General features: G+C 66.4%; 14 protein-coding genes. 4 read left to right on the top strand and 10 right to left on the bottom strand.

Features of this window, described 5'->3' with window-relative positions:
- Nucleotides 1–63: 63 nt before the first annotated feature.
- From J0I99_RS11560 to rpiA, 5 genes are all read right to left on the bottom strand, one after another.
- Nucleotides 64–1,449 (bottom strand): class II 3-deoxy-7-phosphoheptulonate synthase, encoded by a 1,386-nt coding sequence (locus J0I99_RS11560; protein WP_291397734.1) that lies wholly within the window; start codon nt 1,447–1,449, stop codon nt 64–66.
- Between the two features lie 63 nt (nt 1,450–1,512).
- Entirely contained in the window at nt 1,513–1,821 is a 309-nt protein-coding gene (locus J0I99_RS11565) for a hypothetical protein (RefSeq protein ID WP_291397736.1), read from the bottom strand.
- 37 nt (nt 1,822–1,858) lie between these two features.
- Entirely contained in the window at nt 1,859–3,235 is a 1,377-nt protein-coding gene (gene gorA, locus J0I99_RS11570; RefSeq protein WP_291397739.1) for a glutathione-disulfide reductase, read from the bottom strand.
- 67 nt (nt 3,236–3,302) lie between these two features.
- Nucleotides 3,303–3,824, bottom strand: a complete 522-nt coding sequence (locus tag J0I99_RS11575) for a DUF2059 domain-containing protein (RefSeq protein ID WP_291397741.1) — start codon at nt 3,822–3,824, stop codon at nt 3,303–3,305.
- A gap of 55 nt (nt 3,825–3,879) precedes the next feature.
- Nucleotides 3,880–4,572: a ribose-5-phosphate isomerase RpiA gene (rpiA, locus tag J0I99_RS11580; RefSeq protein WP_291397742.1), complete on the bottom strand. Its 693-nt coding sequence runs from the start codon at nt 4,570–4,572 to the stop codon at nt 3,880–3,882.
- Between the two features lie 240 nt (nt 4,573–4,812).
- On the opposite strand from rpiA, the gene J0I99_RS11585 reads away from it, so the two are divergent.
- Together J0I99_RS11585 and moaA are read left to right on the top strand one after the other, a co-directional pair.
- Nucleotides 4,813–5,406: a L,D-transpeptidase gene (locus tag J0I99_RS11585; protein ID WP_291392576.1), complete on the top strand. Its 594-nt coding sequence runs from the start codon at nt 4,813–4,815 to the stop codon at nt 5,404–5,406.
- 80 nt (nt 5,407–5,486) lie between these two features.
- A complete protein-coding gene (moaA, locus tag J0I99_RS11590) occupies nt 5,487–6,527 on the top strand; it encodes a GTP 3',8-cyclase MoaA (RefSeq protein WP_291392574.1) in 1,041 nt (346 codons plus the stop codon).
- Between the two features lie 111 nt (nt 6,528–6,638).
- On the opposite strand, the gene J0I99_RS11595 is transcribed toward moaA, so the two are convergent.
- The 5 genes from J0I99_RS11595 to J0I99_RS11615 all read right to left on the bottom strand — a co-directional run bounded on the left by J0I99_RS11595 (nt 6,639) and on the right by J0I99_RS11615 (nt 11,299).
- Nucleotides 6,639–7,409, bottom strand: a complete 771-nt coding sequence (locus J0I99_RS11595; RefSeq protein ID WP_291397744.1) for an SDR family NAD(P)-dependent oxidoreductase — start codon at nt 7,407–7,409, stop codon at nt 6,639–6,641.
- 11 nt (nt 7,410–7,420) lie between these two features.
- The gene (locus J0I99_RS11600) at nt 7,421–9,067 is read right to left on the bottom strand and encodes a GMC family oxidoreductase (protein ID WP_291397745.1); all 1,647 of its coding nucleotides are present in this window, start codon (nt 9,065–9,067) and stop codon (nt 7,421–7,423) included.
- A 131-nt stretch (nt 9,068–9,198) separates the two neighbouring features.
- Nucleotides 9,199–10,083 (bottom strand): prolyl oligopeptidase family serine peptidase, encoded by an 885-nt coding sequence (locus J0I99_RS11605; RefSeq protein ID WP_291397747.1) that lies wholly within the window; start codon nt 10,081–10,083, stop codon nt 9,199–9,201.
- Entirely contained in the window at nt 10,083–10,562 is a 480-nt protein-coding gene (locus J0I99_RS11610) for an Lrp/AsnC family transcriptional regulator (protein WP_291394017.1), read from the bottom strand. The genes J0I99_RS11605 and J0I99_RS11610 overlap by 1 nt, the downstream gene beginning before the upstream one ends.
- 110 nt (nt 10,563–10,672) lie before the next feature.
- Nucleotides 10,673–11,299, bottom strand: coding sequence for a thermonuclease family protein (locus J0I99_RS11615; RefSeq protein WP_291397749.1), 627 nt, complete (start codon nt 11,297–11,299; stop codon nt 10,673–10,675).
- A gap of 155 nt (nt 11,300–11,454) precedes the next feature.
- On the opposite strand from J0I99_RS11615, the gene J0I99_RS11620 reads away from it, so the two are divergent.
- Together J0I99_RS11620 and J0I99_RS11625 are read left to right on the top strand one after the other, a co-directional pair.
- The gene (locus J0I99_RS11620) at nt 11,455–12,987 is read left to right on the top strand and encodes a HAMP domain-containing sensor histidine kinase (RefSeq protein WP_291397751.1); all 1,533 of its coding nucleotides are present in this window, start codon (nt 11,455–11,457) and stop codon (nt 12,985–12,987) included.
- 143 nt (nt 12,988–13,130) lie between these two features.
- Nucleotides 13,131–13,523 carry a cytochrome c family protein gene (locus J0I99_RS11625; protein ID WP_291397753.1) on the top strand — a complete coding sequence of 131 codons (393 nt, stop codon included), beginning with the start codon at nt 13,131–13,133 and terminating at the stop codon, nt 13,521–13,523.
- Nucleotides 13,524–13,722: the final 199 nt, after the last annotated feature.

Genomic DNA, 13,722 nt, shown 5'->3' on the forward strand with positions numbered 1-13,722 from the left:
CTTCGCAAATGGTCTAGGAGCGAAAAAGGTTCAGCGACACAAGAAAAAATGTGTCGCCGTCACTTATTCAGCGGCAATGGTCCGCTCGCTGCGCGCCGGCCGCTGCGCCCGCAGTTCCTCGGCGACGAGGAAGGCGAGTTCGAGCGACTGCGAGGCGTTGAGGCGCGGGTCGCAATAGGTGTGGTAGCGATCCTGCAGCCCGGCCTCGGTGATGGCCGCGACGCCGCCGCCGGTGCACTCGGTGACATCGTCGCCGGTCATCTCGATATGGATGCCGCCGGCGTGGGTGCCCATGCCGCGGTGAATGTCGAAGAAGCTCTTCACCTCGCTCAGGACGCGTTCGAAGGGGCGGGTCTTGTAGCCGCTGGACGCCTTGACGGTATTGCCGTGCATGGGGTCCGAGCACCACACCACCACGCGGCCCTCGTCCTGCACGGCCCGGATCAGCGCCGGCAGGTGGTCGGCGATCTTGTCCGAGCCGAAGCGGCCGATCAGCGTGATCCGGCCCGCCTCGTTGGTCGGGTTCAGCCGATCGAGGATGCGGAGCAGATCGTCGGTCGCAAGGCTGGGGCCGCACTTGACGCCGACCGGGTTGCGGATGCCGGAGAAGTATTCGACATGGGCCGCGTCGGGCTGGCGGGTGCGGTCGCCGATCCACAGCATGTGGCCGGAGGTGGCGTAGTAGTCGCCGGTAATCGAGTCACGTCGGGTCAGCGCTTCCTCGTAGCCGAGCAGCAGCGCCTCGTGGCTGGTGTAGAACTTGGTCTCGCGCAGCGCAGGCGTGTTTTCGGAATTGAGGCCGAGGGCGCGCATGAAGTCGATGGCGTCGTCGATCTTCTGCGCCAGTTCCTCGAAGCGCGGATAGGCCGTGGTGTCCTTCATGAAGCCCATGGTCCACTCGTGGACGCGGGTCAGGTCGGCATAGCCGCCCGAGGCGAAGGCGCGCAGCAGGTTGAGGGTCGCCGCCGACTGGCGGTAGGCAAGCAGCAGGCGGTCCGGATCGGGAACGCGGGACGCCTCGGTGAAGCCGATGTCGTTGATGATGTCGCCGCGATAGGACGGCAGCGTCACGCCATCGATGGTCTCGGTGTCGGAGGAGCGCGGCTTGGCGAACTGGCCGGCGATGCGGCCGACCTTGACCACGGGCTTGCTGGCGCCATGCGTGAGGACGATGGCCATCTGCAGGAAGACGCGGAAGAAGTCGCGGATGTGGTCGGCGCCATGCTCGGCAAAGCTTTCGGCGCAGTCGCCGCCCTGCAGCAGAAACGCGCGGCCCTCGGCCACTTCGGCAAGCTGGTGCTTGAGGTCACGCGCCTCGCCGGCAAAGACCAGCGGTGGGAACTTGCGCAACTGCGCCTCGGCCGCCTCCAGTTTCGCCGGATCCGGATAGGCCGGCACCTGCGAAATCGGCTTTGTTCTCCAGCTCTGGGGCGTCCAAGTCGTCGGCATCACGCACTACCTCCCGGTGGCGCGCGTCCTATCAGGGGAATGGGGCCGTGTGAAGCCTGCGAGTCAGGGCGTGAGCTTGGCCTCGATGCGGGCTAGCCGTTCGGAAAGTCGCTGCTCGAAACCTGCAAGCCTGTCGTCCATCATCTGCTCGAGGCGAGTCTGCTGATGGGCGTGCTGCCCGATCAACTCCATCTTGAACATCGTTTCCAGATCTGGCTTCAGGTCGGACAACCTCTGCTCCATCCTCTGGATCAGCCGGGCAATGTCCACAAAACTCTGCTGAAGCTGACGGATATCCTGGCGCTGCCCAGCCTGTTCGGTCTGGATGCGCTTCAGGATTTCGATCGTCAGGTCGGTTGTGTCAGCAGCCATGCAGGAACATTACACGAACATTCGGCTCTGTCGAGTCCTACTGCTTGACCCCACCCCGATAGACGTAGCTTGGCTTCTTGAACGTCACCAGTTCCTCGGCGGCGGTCGGGTGCATGGCGATGGCGCGGTCGAAATCGGCCTTGCTGGCCTTCATGGCCATCGGGATCGCTGCCATCTGGATGATCTCGGAGGCGCCCGGCCCGAGGATGTGGACACCCAGGACTTCCCCGCCGCCCGCTCTGGTGATGAGCTTCATCATCATCCGATCGGACTTGAGCGACAGGGTGTTCATCATCGGGCGGAAGCGGGTGACGTAAACGTCGATGTCGCCGTGCGTGGCGGCGTCGTGCTCGCTGAGGCCGACGGTCCCGACCTCGGGCTCGGCAAACACCGCCTCGCCGATCAGCGAATGGTCGACGGCGGTCGGCATTCCGCCGAAGACCGTGTCGGCGAAGGCGTGCCCCTCGCGGATGGCGACGGGGGTGAGTTGCGCCCGGTTGGTCACGTCGCCGACGGCGTAGATCGAGGGCACGCTGGTGCGGGAGTATTCGTCGACGGCGATGGCGCCGTCCTCCCCGAGCGCGACGCCTGCCGCCTCCAGTCCCAGGCCCGACGTATTGGGCGACCGGCCGGTGGCGAACATGACGGCGCCGAACGGCGCATCGACGCCGTCGGAGAAGCTGACGGTGATGTCCTTGCCGGTCTGCCTGAGGCCGAGGACGTTGGTCTGGTGGATGATCGTGACGCCGCGCGCCTCGAGCCCGGCTTCGAGGCCGACGCGCAGGTCTTCGTCGAAACCGCGCAGCATGCGCTCGCCGCGATAGACGATGGTGGTGGCCACACCCAGGCCCGAAAAGATCGTCGCGAACTCGGCCGAAATGAAGCCACCGCCCTCGATGAGGATCGAGTGGGGCAGCCTGTCGAGATGAAATGCCTCGTTCGAGGTGATGCCGAGTTCCTTGCCCGGAATGTCCGGAATGCGGGGACGGGCGCCCGTTGCGACCAGAATGGTCTTCGCGGCGAGCTCGCGACCAGATTTCAGCAGCCTGATGCTGTTGGGTCCGGTCACGACGGCGCGGTCGCGGATGATCTCGACGCCGGGCCGCTCGAGGCCGGCGACATAGGCGGCCTCGAGCCGGGCGATCTCCTTGTCCTTGTTGGCGACGAGCGTCGCCCAGTCGAAGCCGGGGGTGCCGACGTTCCAGCCGAAGCTCGGAGCAAGCTCGAACAGGTCCTTGTAGCGCGAGGCATAGACGAAGAGCTTCTTGGGCACGCAGCCGCGGATCACGCAGGTGCCGCCGACGCGATACTCCTCGATGATCGCGACCCTGGAACCATAGCCGGCCGAGATACGCGCGGCACGCACGCCGCCCGAGCCAGCGCCGATCACCAAGAGGTCATAGCTGTCGCTCATCGGAAACTCCCCAAAACAAAGAGGCCCCGCGCGGTGACGGGGCCTTCCTCAGATAGGCACCAGGATGTCAGGTGTCGATACCCTTGGACTTGAGCTCGGCGCGCACGGCGGCGAAGAACTCGGTGTTCAGGTTCGAGGTGAACACATCCATGATGCGGTTGAGGGTGCCGCTGGTGGTGGCGTTCGACTTGGCGAGCTTTTGGCCGGTGGGCGAGGAGTAGAAGTCGACGATCTGCTGCAACTCTTCCAGGGTGAAGGACGAGGCGTAGACGCGCGCGAACTGGTCGAACAGCTCGCCCTTGCGGCCCTTGTAGGTGGAGATCACCGCCTCGATCGCCTTGTTCAGCGGCTCGGCGATCTCGGGATTTTGCGGCAGCAACTGCTTGTAGGTGCGGATGCCGGCCTGGACGATGGTGGCCTCGTAGAGACCGCCGGTGTCGGTGAGGTCGACATACTTGCGCGCCAGCGCCAGCGCCTCGGGCGAGATCTCCGCCGCATCCTGGCTCAGCGCCGGCAGCGCCACGAAGGCGGAAAGGATCAGCGAAAGGAGCGCAGCGACGAACGGCGCGCGCTTGGAAGTGGACGTCATCAGCTTATTGCCCATCATGGTGTTGAACCCCGAACTAGCCCTATCCGAGCAGCCGTCAGCCGTCCAGAACGTCGACACCCGCGGCGCCGGCCACGTAGGCCCGCTTGCACAGGCCGATGAAGAGCCCGTGCTCCACGACTCCGGGGATGTCGGCCAGAGCTTTCGCCACAGCTTCTGGCCGAGGAATACGGCCAAAAAAAGCATCGAGGATGGCGTGCCCGCCATCGGTCACGAAAGGCGTACCGTCCGCCTTCAGGCGCCGCCTGAGCTCGCCCTCGGCGCCGAACTCGCGCATCAGCCGGACGATCGCCGCTGAAGTCGCGCCGATGCCGAAGTGGTTCACCTCGACCGGGAGCGGGAACCGTCCGAGGGTCTCTACCCGCTTGCTGGCGTCGGCGATCACCACCATCCGCCTCGAGGCCGCGGCGACGATCTTCTCGCGCAGCAGCGCCCCGCCGCCGCCCTTGATGAGCGCCAGGCCGGGACCGAGTTCGTCGGCGCCGTCGACGGTGAGGTCCAGCTCCGGGGTCGTCTCGAGGTCGGTGAGCCGGATGCCGAGGCTGCGGGCCTGCTCGGCGGTCTTTTCAGAGGTAGGCACGCAGATCACGTCAAGACCACCGGCGACTGCCGAGCCCACGAGGTCGACGAAGTGCTTCGCAGTGGAGCCGGTGCCGAGCCCCAGCCGCATGCCGCTCTGCACCTCGACCATCGCGGCCTTGGCTGCCAGCCATTTCGGATCGTCGCTCATTGCACCCTCCCCTGTTTCCGGGCGCACTAGGGGAGCCGGAGCGGCGTGTCAATTGCTCCTATTCACGCAGAGGTGAATGGAAATGTCGCATCCCCGCAACACAATGTGGCGCCATTGTTAGCAGTTTGTCCGAATCGTGGCATCCGTCCTTTGCGGGGCGTAGAGGAACGCTTTATCAACAACGGCACGAGTGGCGCATGCAGGCCGCCATATTCGTCAAGAGGCACAGTTTTGAAGAACATGTCGAAGAGAAGAATTGCGGTCGCCGGCGTCCTGTCCGCGATCCTTACGCTGTCCCTGATCGGCCCGGCCACTGCGGCCCGGGTCTACAATGCCGACACCAACACCTGGGAAGATGCCGGCACCGTAAAGGCGCGCAACAAGCGCGGCAGCCCGATTGCGCGGACCATCGTCGACTACGAGACCACGCTCAAGCCCGGCACGATTGTCGTCGAGACGTCCGAACGCCGGTTGTATCTCGTGCTCGAGGACGGCAAGGCCATGCGGTACGGCATCGGCGTCGGCCGTGACGGCTTCCGCTGGTCGGGCCAGCACAAGATCACGCGCGTGGCCGAGTGGCCGGGCTGGACGCCGCCGGCGCAGATGCGCAAGCGCGTGCCGGACCTGCCGGCCTACATGCCCGGCGGCCCGGACAATCCGCTCGGCGCCCGTGCCCTCTATATCGGCTCGACGCTGTATCGCATCCACGGCACGTCGGAGCCCTGGACCATCGGGCAGGCCGTATCATCGGGCTGCATCCGGCTGACCAACGAAGACATCACCGATCTCTACGAGCGCGTGAAGGTCGGCGCGCTGGTGGTCGTGCGCCAGTAACGGCGACGTCACCCACGTTTGCAGGGCCGGTCCTCGCGACCGGCCCTTTTGTATTGGCCGGCATGGCGGTAAGAGAAGACATGTCCGTGACGCTCCTCTCCCAGCCCGATATTGCGCCCAGTGGCGAGCACCGGCCGCTGATCGACCGCTACGGCCGGCAGATCACCTATCTTCGCGTCTCGGTGACGGATCGCTGCGACTTCCGCTGCGTCTATTGCATGAGCGAGCAGATGACCTTCCTGCCCCGGAAGGACGTGCTGAGCTTTGAAGAGGTCGACCAGATCGTCACCGCCTTCGTGGCGCGCGGAGTCCGCAAGGTGCGGCTGACCGGCGGCGAGCCGCTGGTCCGGCGTGACATCATGGAGCTGGTCGAGAAGATCGGCGGCCATCTTGGACATGGCCTCGAGGAGGTGACGCTCACCACCAACGGCAGCCAGCTCAGGCGCCATGCCGAGCGCCTCAGGCGGTCCGGGGTGAAGCGGCTCAACGTGTCGCTCGATACGCTCGACGAGAAGCGCTTCGCCGAAATCACCCGGCGCGGGCGGATCGCCGACGTGCTGGACGGGATCGATGCGGCCGACGAGGCCGGGCTCAAGATCAAGATCAACATGGTCGCCATGCGCGGCGTCAACGAAGACGAGATCGAGCCGATGCTGCATTGGGCGCACGGCCGCGGCTTCGGGTTGACGCTGATCGAGGGCATGCCGCTCGGCGAGGTCGGCATCGACCGGGTCGACACCTACCTGCCGCTGCGCGAGATGCGGGAGCGGCTCAAGGCGAAGTACACGCTCGAGCCGACCGGCCACCGCACCGGCGGGCCGGCGCGCTACGACCATGTGGCCGAGACCGGTGGGTTGATCGGCTTCATCACCCCGATGAGCCACAATTTCTGCGAGAGCTGCAACCGCGTGCGGCTGACGGCGACGGGGCAGCTCTACATGTGCCTGGGGCAGGACGACATGGTCGACCTGCGCGCTGCCATCCGCGAGGGCGGACCGGAGGCGCTCGACGCGGCGCTGGACCGGGCGATGCTGCTCAAGCCCAAGGGGCACGACTTCGTACTCGACCGGGATCATGCCGCGCCGGCGCTAAGCCGGCACATGAGCGTGACGGGGGGGTAAGGCCCCCCTCCCCCGTGAGGGGAGGGGCTGGGGGTGGGGGTCCATCGATGATCACCTCACTACCCCCTCCCTCGATCCCTCCCCTCACGGGGGAGGGAGGCGACGCCTGCCCTACCGGACCGTATATCCGCCATCCACCACCAGCACTTCGCCGGTTACGTAGGCCGACGCGGGCGAGCACAGGTAAAGCGCCGCCGCGCCGATATCCATCGGCGATCCGGCGCGCTTCATCGGGGTCATGTCGCGCCAGACCGGCCCCCAGACGGGATCGGCGAGGCCCCCACTGGTCATGTCGGTGGCGATGTAGCCGGGCGCGATGGCGTTGGCGCGGATACCCTCGTCGGCGTAGTCGGAGGCGAGGCTCCGGGTCAGCATGTGCACCGCCGCCTTGGATGCATTGTAGGCCGCCTGCGGCTGCGGGATGTTGGAGACGAGGCCGGAAATCGAGCCGATGTTGAGGATGACCCCGCTCTTCTGCCGGCGCATCGGGCCGAGCGCGGCCTGGCAGGCGCGGAAGACGCTGTCCAGGTTGATGTCCATGAGGCGCCGGTAGTCGCCCTCGGCGAAATCGTGCGTCTCGCCGTGCTTGGCGACGCCGGCATTGTTGACGAGGATGTCGAGCCGGCCGCCACCGATATCCACCGCCGCCTCGACGAGACGGGCCGGCACGGCCGGGTCCTGCACGTCGCCCTGAATGTAGTCGACCTTGTGGCCGGCCTCGCGGAACCGCGCCAGGACCTCGGGCTTGGGGACCTTGGAGGAGAGGATGACGTGCGCGCCGGCCTCGGCCAGGGCCTCGACGATGCCCAGCCCGATGCCGCGCGTGGCGCCGGTCACCAGCGCTGCCTTGCCGTCCAGTCGGAACAGATCGAAGACCGTCACGCTTTCCTCCCTCAATGAACTGTCGCGACCCCGGGCCGATCGAGCCCGAGGATGAAATCGGCGCAGCGATCGCCCAGCATCATGGCGGGGGCGGTGGTGTTGCCGGCATTGATGTTGGGCACCGCCGACATGTCGGAAACCCTGAGATTGTCGATGCCGCGGACGCGCATGCGGGCGTCGAGCACGGCCATCGGGTCGCCGTCGGCGCCCATCCGCGCGGTGCTGGCGGGGTGGTAGTTGGTCTTGACGAAGCGGCGGCAGTGCTCGGCCATTTGCTCGTCGCTGGGGTTGGGATCGTCGGGGGCGATGACCTTTTCGATGCGCTTGCCGAGCGGGCCCGACATCAGAACCTCGCGGAAGAAGCGCTGGCCGGCGACCATGATCCTCATGTCTTCCGGATCGGCCAGAAGATGGGGTGAAACGCGCGGCAGGTCCCGGGGATCGCCCGAGCGAAGCTCGACGAAGCCGCGCGACTTCGGCTTGACCAGCACGGTGGTGATGGTGACCCCGTAGGTGTCGTCGAAGACCTTGAGCAGGTCGCGGTCCAGATAGACGATCGGCACGCAGAAGGCCTGGATCGATGGCGGGGCGTCGCGGTCGATCGGGTTGATGAAGGCGCCCGCCTCGAAGCCGGCCGACAGGATCGGGCCGTTGCCGAACAGCTTGAAGTTGAGCCCGTTCCTGAGCATGCGCCAGCCGACGCCCTGGCGGTAGTAGCCATAGGGGCCGTTGGCGACGGAGATGACCGGCACCTCGGGGTGGTCGATGAGGTTGCGGCCGACGCCCGGCAGGTCGGCGATGGCCTTGATGCCGTGGTGGCGAAGGTGGTCGGACGGACCGAGGCCGGAGAGCATCAGCAGCTTGGGGGTGACCAGCGCGCCGGCACTGAGCACGATATCGCCCCTTGAATAGACGGTGTGCTGGGCGCCGGAGGCATCCTTGTAGGTGACGCCGACCGCCCTGCCCTGCTCGATCTCGATCCGCTGCACGGCGGCTCGCAGGCGAACCGTCAGGCGCGGGTCGTCCTTTAACGGCTCGACATAGGCGTAGGCGGCGCTCGAGCGCTTCCCCTTGCGGTTCATGAACTGGTAGAAGCCGACGCCCCGCTGGGTGACCCCGTTGAAATCGTTTGTGAGCGGCTCGCCCAGCAGTTGCACGCTCTGCACGAACCAGCGCGACACATCGTCGATGTGGCCGGGATCGGAGACGAGCAGCGGGCCGTCGCTGCCATGCAACTCGTTGGCAATGCGGTTGTTGCCCTCGATGCGCCGGAAGTGCTGCAGCACGGTGGCCCAGTCCCAGCTGGCGCCGTCATTGCTGCCGCGCAGGATCGCGTCCCACTCGTCATAGTCGGAAGGGCGGCCGCGCATGTAGACCTGGGCGTTCACCGAGGTGCCGCCGCCGAGCACGTTACCCTGCGGGATATCGTGCACGCGGCCGTGCAGATGCTGCTGCGGCTCGGTGTGGTGATAGGTCATGTACTTGGAGCCGTTGATCAGCTTGAAGATCCCCGGCGGCATGTCGAGCAGCGGATGGTGGTGCGAGTAGCCCGCCTCGAGCAGCAGCACGCGGCGATCGCCATCCGTCACCAGCCGCGCCGCCGCCACGCAGCCGGACGCTCCGCCGCCGATCACGATGTGATCGAACTCCTCCCGCATCGATCGCCCCCTCCAGAGCTGCCGGCCGTTGCCTCGGCCGGACGGATCGATGGTGCATTGCCGAGCGGGCCCGGTGCAAGACAAATGCGGGGGAGGCGCCTCCGGCCCGGAACGCGCCTGTCCGGTCGGCCTTACCCCAGGTGCTCGGCAAAGAAGGCGAGCATCGCCTCCCGCATGCGCCGGGTCTCGCGATGGCCGACGCCCGGCTCGGAGACCAGCCGGAGCCGCTCGGGCGCCTGGGCATAGGCGGCGCTCGCCTCCGCAAAGGCCCGCTCGACCGCCAGCGGCGGCGTGAGCGCGTCGGCCTCGCCGATGCAGATCAGCTGCGGACGCGGCGCGACCAGTGCACCAATGGCGCCGGCATCGGCCTCGTTGAGCAGGCCCGGCACCACGAGGTAGATGCCGTGGCCGTCGTGGGCGCCCTGCTCGATCATGGTGCGGAGGTCTGCAAAGCAGCACAGGTGCGCCACGGCAGCGATGCGCTCGTCCATGGCGGCCAGCCAGTAGCTCAGCGTGCAGCCCATGGAGATGCCGAAGGCGCCGATGCGCGACGGATCGACATCGGCGCGCGCGGCAAGGTAGGTGAGCGCGGCGGCGTGGTCGCAGAGCATCTGGCCGAACAGGCCCTTGCCGTACCAGAGCAGCGCCTTGGCGGCGTAGCCTTCCGACACGGTGGCGCGCTTGCCGAACACCGGCATGTCGATGCACAGCGTCACGTAGCCGGCGCGGGCGAAGATCGGCCCGAGCGGATCGAGCAGGTACTCGCGCCCGTCGAGCAGTTCGTCGGCGCCGATGCCGTAGGCGCCGCCATGCGAGTGACCATAGAGGATGGCGGGCAACCTGCCGCGCGCTTCGAGCGGGCGCGTGAGGATGCCGCGCACCTCGGTCTCGCCGATGGTGAGCGTGAGGTGCTCGACCAGATAGTCGCCACGCTGCTCAAGATGCGCGGCGCGCAGGGTGATCGGCTCCTCGCTGAGGCCGACCAGCTGGCGCAGTCTCTGCCGGGTGATGGCCATTACTTGTCGTCGTCGCTGACGATGGCGAACTCGAGCGGCAGCGCCGTCGTGTACTTGATCTGACCCATGGCGAAGGACGAACTGACGTCGGTGAGCGCGATCTTGCCGATAAGCTTCTTGTAGAAGGCATCGTAGGCTGCAATGTCGGGCACCACCACGCGCAACAGGTAGTCCACCTCGCCGCTCATCCGGTAGAACTCGACGACCTCGTTGAAGTCGTCGACCACGGCGGCGAATTTCCGCATCCAGGCTTCGTTGTGCTCGTTGGTTCGAATCGAGACGAACACGGTGACGCCGGCATTGATCTTGGTGGGATCGAGCACGGCGACGCGCCCCTTGATGATCCCGTCCTCCTCCATCTTCTGGATGCGGCGCCAGCACGGCGTGGTCGAAAGCCCGACCTTGCGGCCGATTTCGGCAACGGGAGTGGTCGCATCCTTCTGCAGGAGCGCCAGGATTTTGCGATCGATCTTGTCCAAAGCTATGACAGCCCCCGTGAAATCAGATTGCGCGTCTATAGAAAAATCTGCCGAACGACGCAATCATGTCCAGCCAATACGGCCATAAGACGCAAAATCCGTTCCGCCTGTCAATTCGCGAACAGTCCCAGCAGCCATGCGACGAAGCGCTCGAAGCGGCTCGGGTTTCCAGCCGCCTCGGCGTCGCCCGACGCCTTCCTGGCGCGCCAGTCGGCCGGGCGGTCGAAATCGCCCTGCCAGATGCCGCGCCTCGCGCCCCTCGCCACCGCCTGGGCGGCGAGATAGCGACCCGAAGCGACGGCCAGACCGTCCCGTACCAGGGCTTCCGCGATGTCGATGCCGCCGTCGCTGCAGGTGGCGAGCAGGCGTCCGTACCTGTCATGGTCCTCGCCCCGGCAGGACAGCGTAGCCCCGCGCGTGAGCTCCCGCATCCGATCGGCGGCGATACGACCGCAGGACCACGGGGTCCCGTCGGCCATGGCGCAGGTCTGGTCCCGCTCCGGCGCGTCGAGACCGGCGAGGCGGATGCGCTGGCCGGCAATCTCGATGGTGTCGCCGTCCGCGACATGCTCGACCGGACCGACCAGCGGCCTGCCGCCCAGCTCGAGGGGGGCCTCGGGCAGCGCGGCGTAGAGGCCGAGTCCGACTGCGAGCATGAGCACGACGAGCCAGGTCTGCCAGCGGATGCGGCTGCGCCGGGGCCGGTAATTGCGGCGTCCGGTAGCCCATGCGGGCATGGCTTCGCTTACCCGCGGACTACGGCGCGGGCCGCCGGTGTTCGACAATGGCGATCCCCCGTTTCACCCAAACTTAACCATGCGCCGCGTAGGTTTTTTGCTCAAGCGTAACGAGCGCGTTTCCTGCTCGTGTTGTGTTGTCGAGTACGCGAGTAATGCCGTTCAGGCCCGCCAAGCACGGGGAAGACGTGCGCGCCCAGATGGGGCGCGGGCAAAGCCGTACCTCGCAGCGCGCGGTCGACGACGCGCGCCAGCGGCTCACGTCCAGCTCCGGCACGCGCGCCTCCTACGATTTCGAGCTCATCGACGAATACGTGAACTCGCGGCTCAGCGGCTTGCTCGCCGTGCCGGCGGTGGTGCTGATCCTGGCGCTGCTGGCGAGCCTGTGGGTCTCGCCGATTGCCGCGGCGGGCTGGGCGGCGCTGGTCATTGTCGCCAACCTCGTCGTCGTGTTGCTCTGCCGCCGCTTCAAGGCCGAGCCGCCAACCCGGTTCAACGCGGCGCGCTGGACGGCGAGCTTCGTCGCCGCCGAGGCGGTCAACGGCATCTGCTGGTCGCTGCTGTCGCTGTTCCCGTTGCTGCCGGCCGAGCGCGGCGAACTGTTCGTCGCCATGTTCGCCATGGTGCTGATCGGAGTAGCCGCCAACGCGATGCTGACGCGGACGCTGCCCGCCGCAACGCTCGCCTCCACCCTGCCGGCCACCGCCGCGGTGGCACTGAGCCTGCTGCTGTCGGGCAGTTCACTCAACTGGGCGCTGGCGGCGGTGGTGGTGGGCGGGGAGATCTTCTTCGTCTATCTCGCGCGCCAGCTGCATGCTTCCGAACTCGAAACCATCGAGCACCAGTTCGAGAAGGACGCGCTGATCAACGAACTCGAGGAAGCGCGCGAGATGAGCGACGAGGCGCGGCGGCACGCCGAACAGGCCAATATCGCCAAGTCGCAGTTCCTCGCCACCATGAGCCACGAGCTGCGCACGCCGCTCAACGCCATCATCGGGTTCTCCGAAGTGCTGCACTCCGAGCTGCTCGGCCCGCACGCGGTGCCCCAGTACAAGGAATATGCGGGAGACATCCACAGCTCCGGCCAGCACCTCTTGAACCTGATCAACGAACTGCTCGACCTGAGCCGCATCGAGGCGGGCAAGTACGAGCTCAACGAAGAGGCGGTATCGCTGATCGACATCGCCGAGGATTGCCGCCGCATGGTCGAGATTCGGGCCAAGGCCAAGGGCATCGAGCTGACCTCGAGCTACGGCAACAACCTGCCCAAGCTGTGGGGAGATGAGCGCGCCATCCGGCAGGTGGTGCTGAACCTGCTCTCCAACGCCATCAAGTTCACTCCGCAATCGGGCAAGGTGCACCTGATGGTGACGCGCTCGGGCGACGGCGGCCAGCTGATCAGCGTGCGCGACAACGGCCCCGGCATCCCCGAGAGTGAGATCGAGACGGTGCTCTCGTCCTTCGGCCAGGGTTCGCTGGCGCACAAATCGGCCGAACAGGGCGCCGGCCTCGGCCTGCCCATCGTCCAGCGCATCATGGAGCTGCACCAGGGCCGCTTCGACCTGTTCTCGAAGCTTCGGTTCGGTACCGAGGTGATAGCGACGTTCCCGCGAGCCCGGGTGATGGACGCCCTGGCCCCGGTGGTGGAGAAGCAGCCGCGGCTGCGGATCTATTCCGAGGCGGGGTGAGAGCCATCGCCCCGGTGTCCGGGGGGCTACTCCGTGCATAACACCAGATTGGTGCCCTTGCCATTCAGCTGTATACTCTCTCCAGATGGATCGACGATCCGGGACCTGATTTCTGTCGCGAGGCTAATCGGGGAGGTCGTTAGATGGTTCGACTGGCGATTGCAGTTGCCGGACTCATGTTGAGCGCCGGTGTGTCCTTGGCTGACGGCGACGCAGTCCTGGGGCGGCAGAAGTTTTCCGAGAGATGCGGCACCTGCCATTCGATAGGTGGAGAAGCCGCCAAGAACGGCCCTGACCTCACCAACCTTATCGGCCGGCCCGCAGCTTCGCTCGAGGGTTTCCAGTACTCAGACGGAATGCTGGAGGCCGGACAGGCTGGCGTCGTTTGGGACATCGAGACGCTCACCAAGTTCATCGCCAAGCCGCGAAGCGTGGTGAATGGCTCGAACATGTCCTTCACGGGTTATCGCAACCCCGAGGATGTCGCCAACGTCATCGCCTATCTCGCGACCTTCTCGTCACCTCAGGCCCATTAGTGCCCATGGCTGTGGCGGCGCACCCGACTTATCCCCCTGCTTCCGGCGTGATGTAGATTCGGCTCACCTCTTCGATGCGAGGTGCCGACGGGGCATCGCGGGGAGGGTTGGGGGCCAGGTGCAAGCCGTTGCATCTGGGGTGACTGCGGTTCCTGCATCGCTTCGCGGTGCCGTGCGCCATAAGTCCCTTCGCAATGGG

The sequence above is a fragment of the Devosia sp. genome (assembly GCF_017307495.1).
Lineage (GTDB): Bacteria > Pseudomonadota > Alphaproteobacteria > Rhizobiales > Devosiaceae > Devosia_A.

What these genes read in the sequence shown, in the direction of transcription:
- J0I99_RS11560 (WP_291397734.1), bottom strand. Translation starts at nt 1,449, where the DNA reads ATGCCGACGACTTGGACGCCCCAGAGCTGGAGAACAAAGCCGATTTCG.
- J0I99_RS11565 (WP_291397736.1), bottom strand. Translation starts at nt 1,821, where the DNA reads ATGGCTGCTGACACAACCGACCTGACGATCGAAATCCTGAAGCGCATC.
- gorA (WP_291397739.1), bottom strand. Translation starts at nt 3,235, where the DNA reads ATGAGCGACAGCTATGACCTCTTGGTGATCGGCGCTGGCTCGGGCGGC.
- J0I99_RS11575 (WP_291397741.1), bottom strand. Translation starts at nt 3,824, where the DNA reads ATGACGTCCACTTCCAAGCGCGCGCCGTTCGTCGCTGCGCTCCTTTCG.
- rpiA (WP_291397742.1), bottom strand. Translation starts at nt 4,572, where the DNA reads ATGAGCGACGATCCGAAATGGCTGGCAGCCAAGGCCGCGATGGTCGAG.
- J0I99_RS11585 (WP_291392576.1), top strand. Translation starts at nt 4,813, where the DNA reads ATGTCGAAGAGAAGAATTGCGGTCGCCGGCGTCCTGTCCGCGATCCTT.
- moaA (WP_291392574.1), top strand. Translation starts at nt 5,487, where the DNA reads ATGTCCGTGACGCTCCTCTCCCAGCCCGATATTGCGCCCAGTGGCGAG.
- J0I99_RS11600 (WP_291397745.1), bottom strand. Translation starts at nt 9,067, where the DNA reads ATGCGGGAGGAGTTCGATCACATCGTGATCGGCGGCGGAGCGTCCGGC.
- J0I99_RS11605 (WP_291397747.1), bottom strand. Translation starts at nt 10,083, where the DNA reads ATGGCCATCACCCGGCAGAGACTGCGCCAGCTGGTCGGCCTCAGCGAG.
- J0I99_RS11615 (WP_291397749.1), bottom strand. Translation starts at nt 11,299, where the DNA reads ATGCCCGCATGGGCTACCGGACGCCGCAATTACCGGCCCCGGCGCAGC.
- J0I99_RS11620 (WP_291397751.1), top strand. Translation starts at nt 11,455, where the DNA reads ATGCCGTTCAGGCCCGCCAAGCACGGGGAAGACGTGCGCGCCCAGATG.
- J0I99_RS11625 (WP_291397753.1), top strand. Translation starts at nt 13,131, where the DNA reads ATGGTTCGACTGGCGATTGCAGTTGCCGGACTCATGTTGAGCGCCGGT.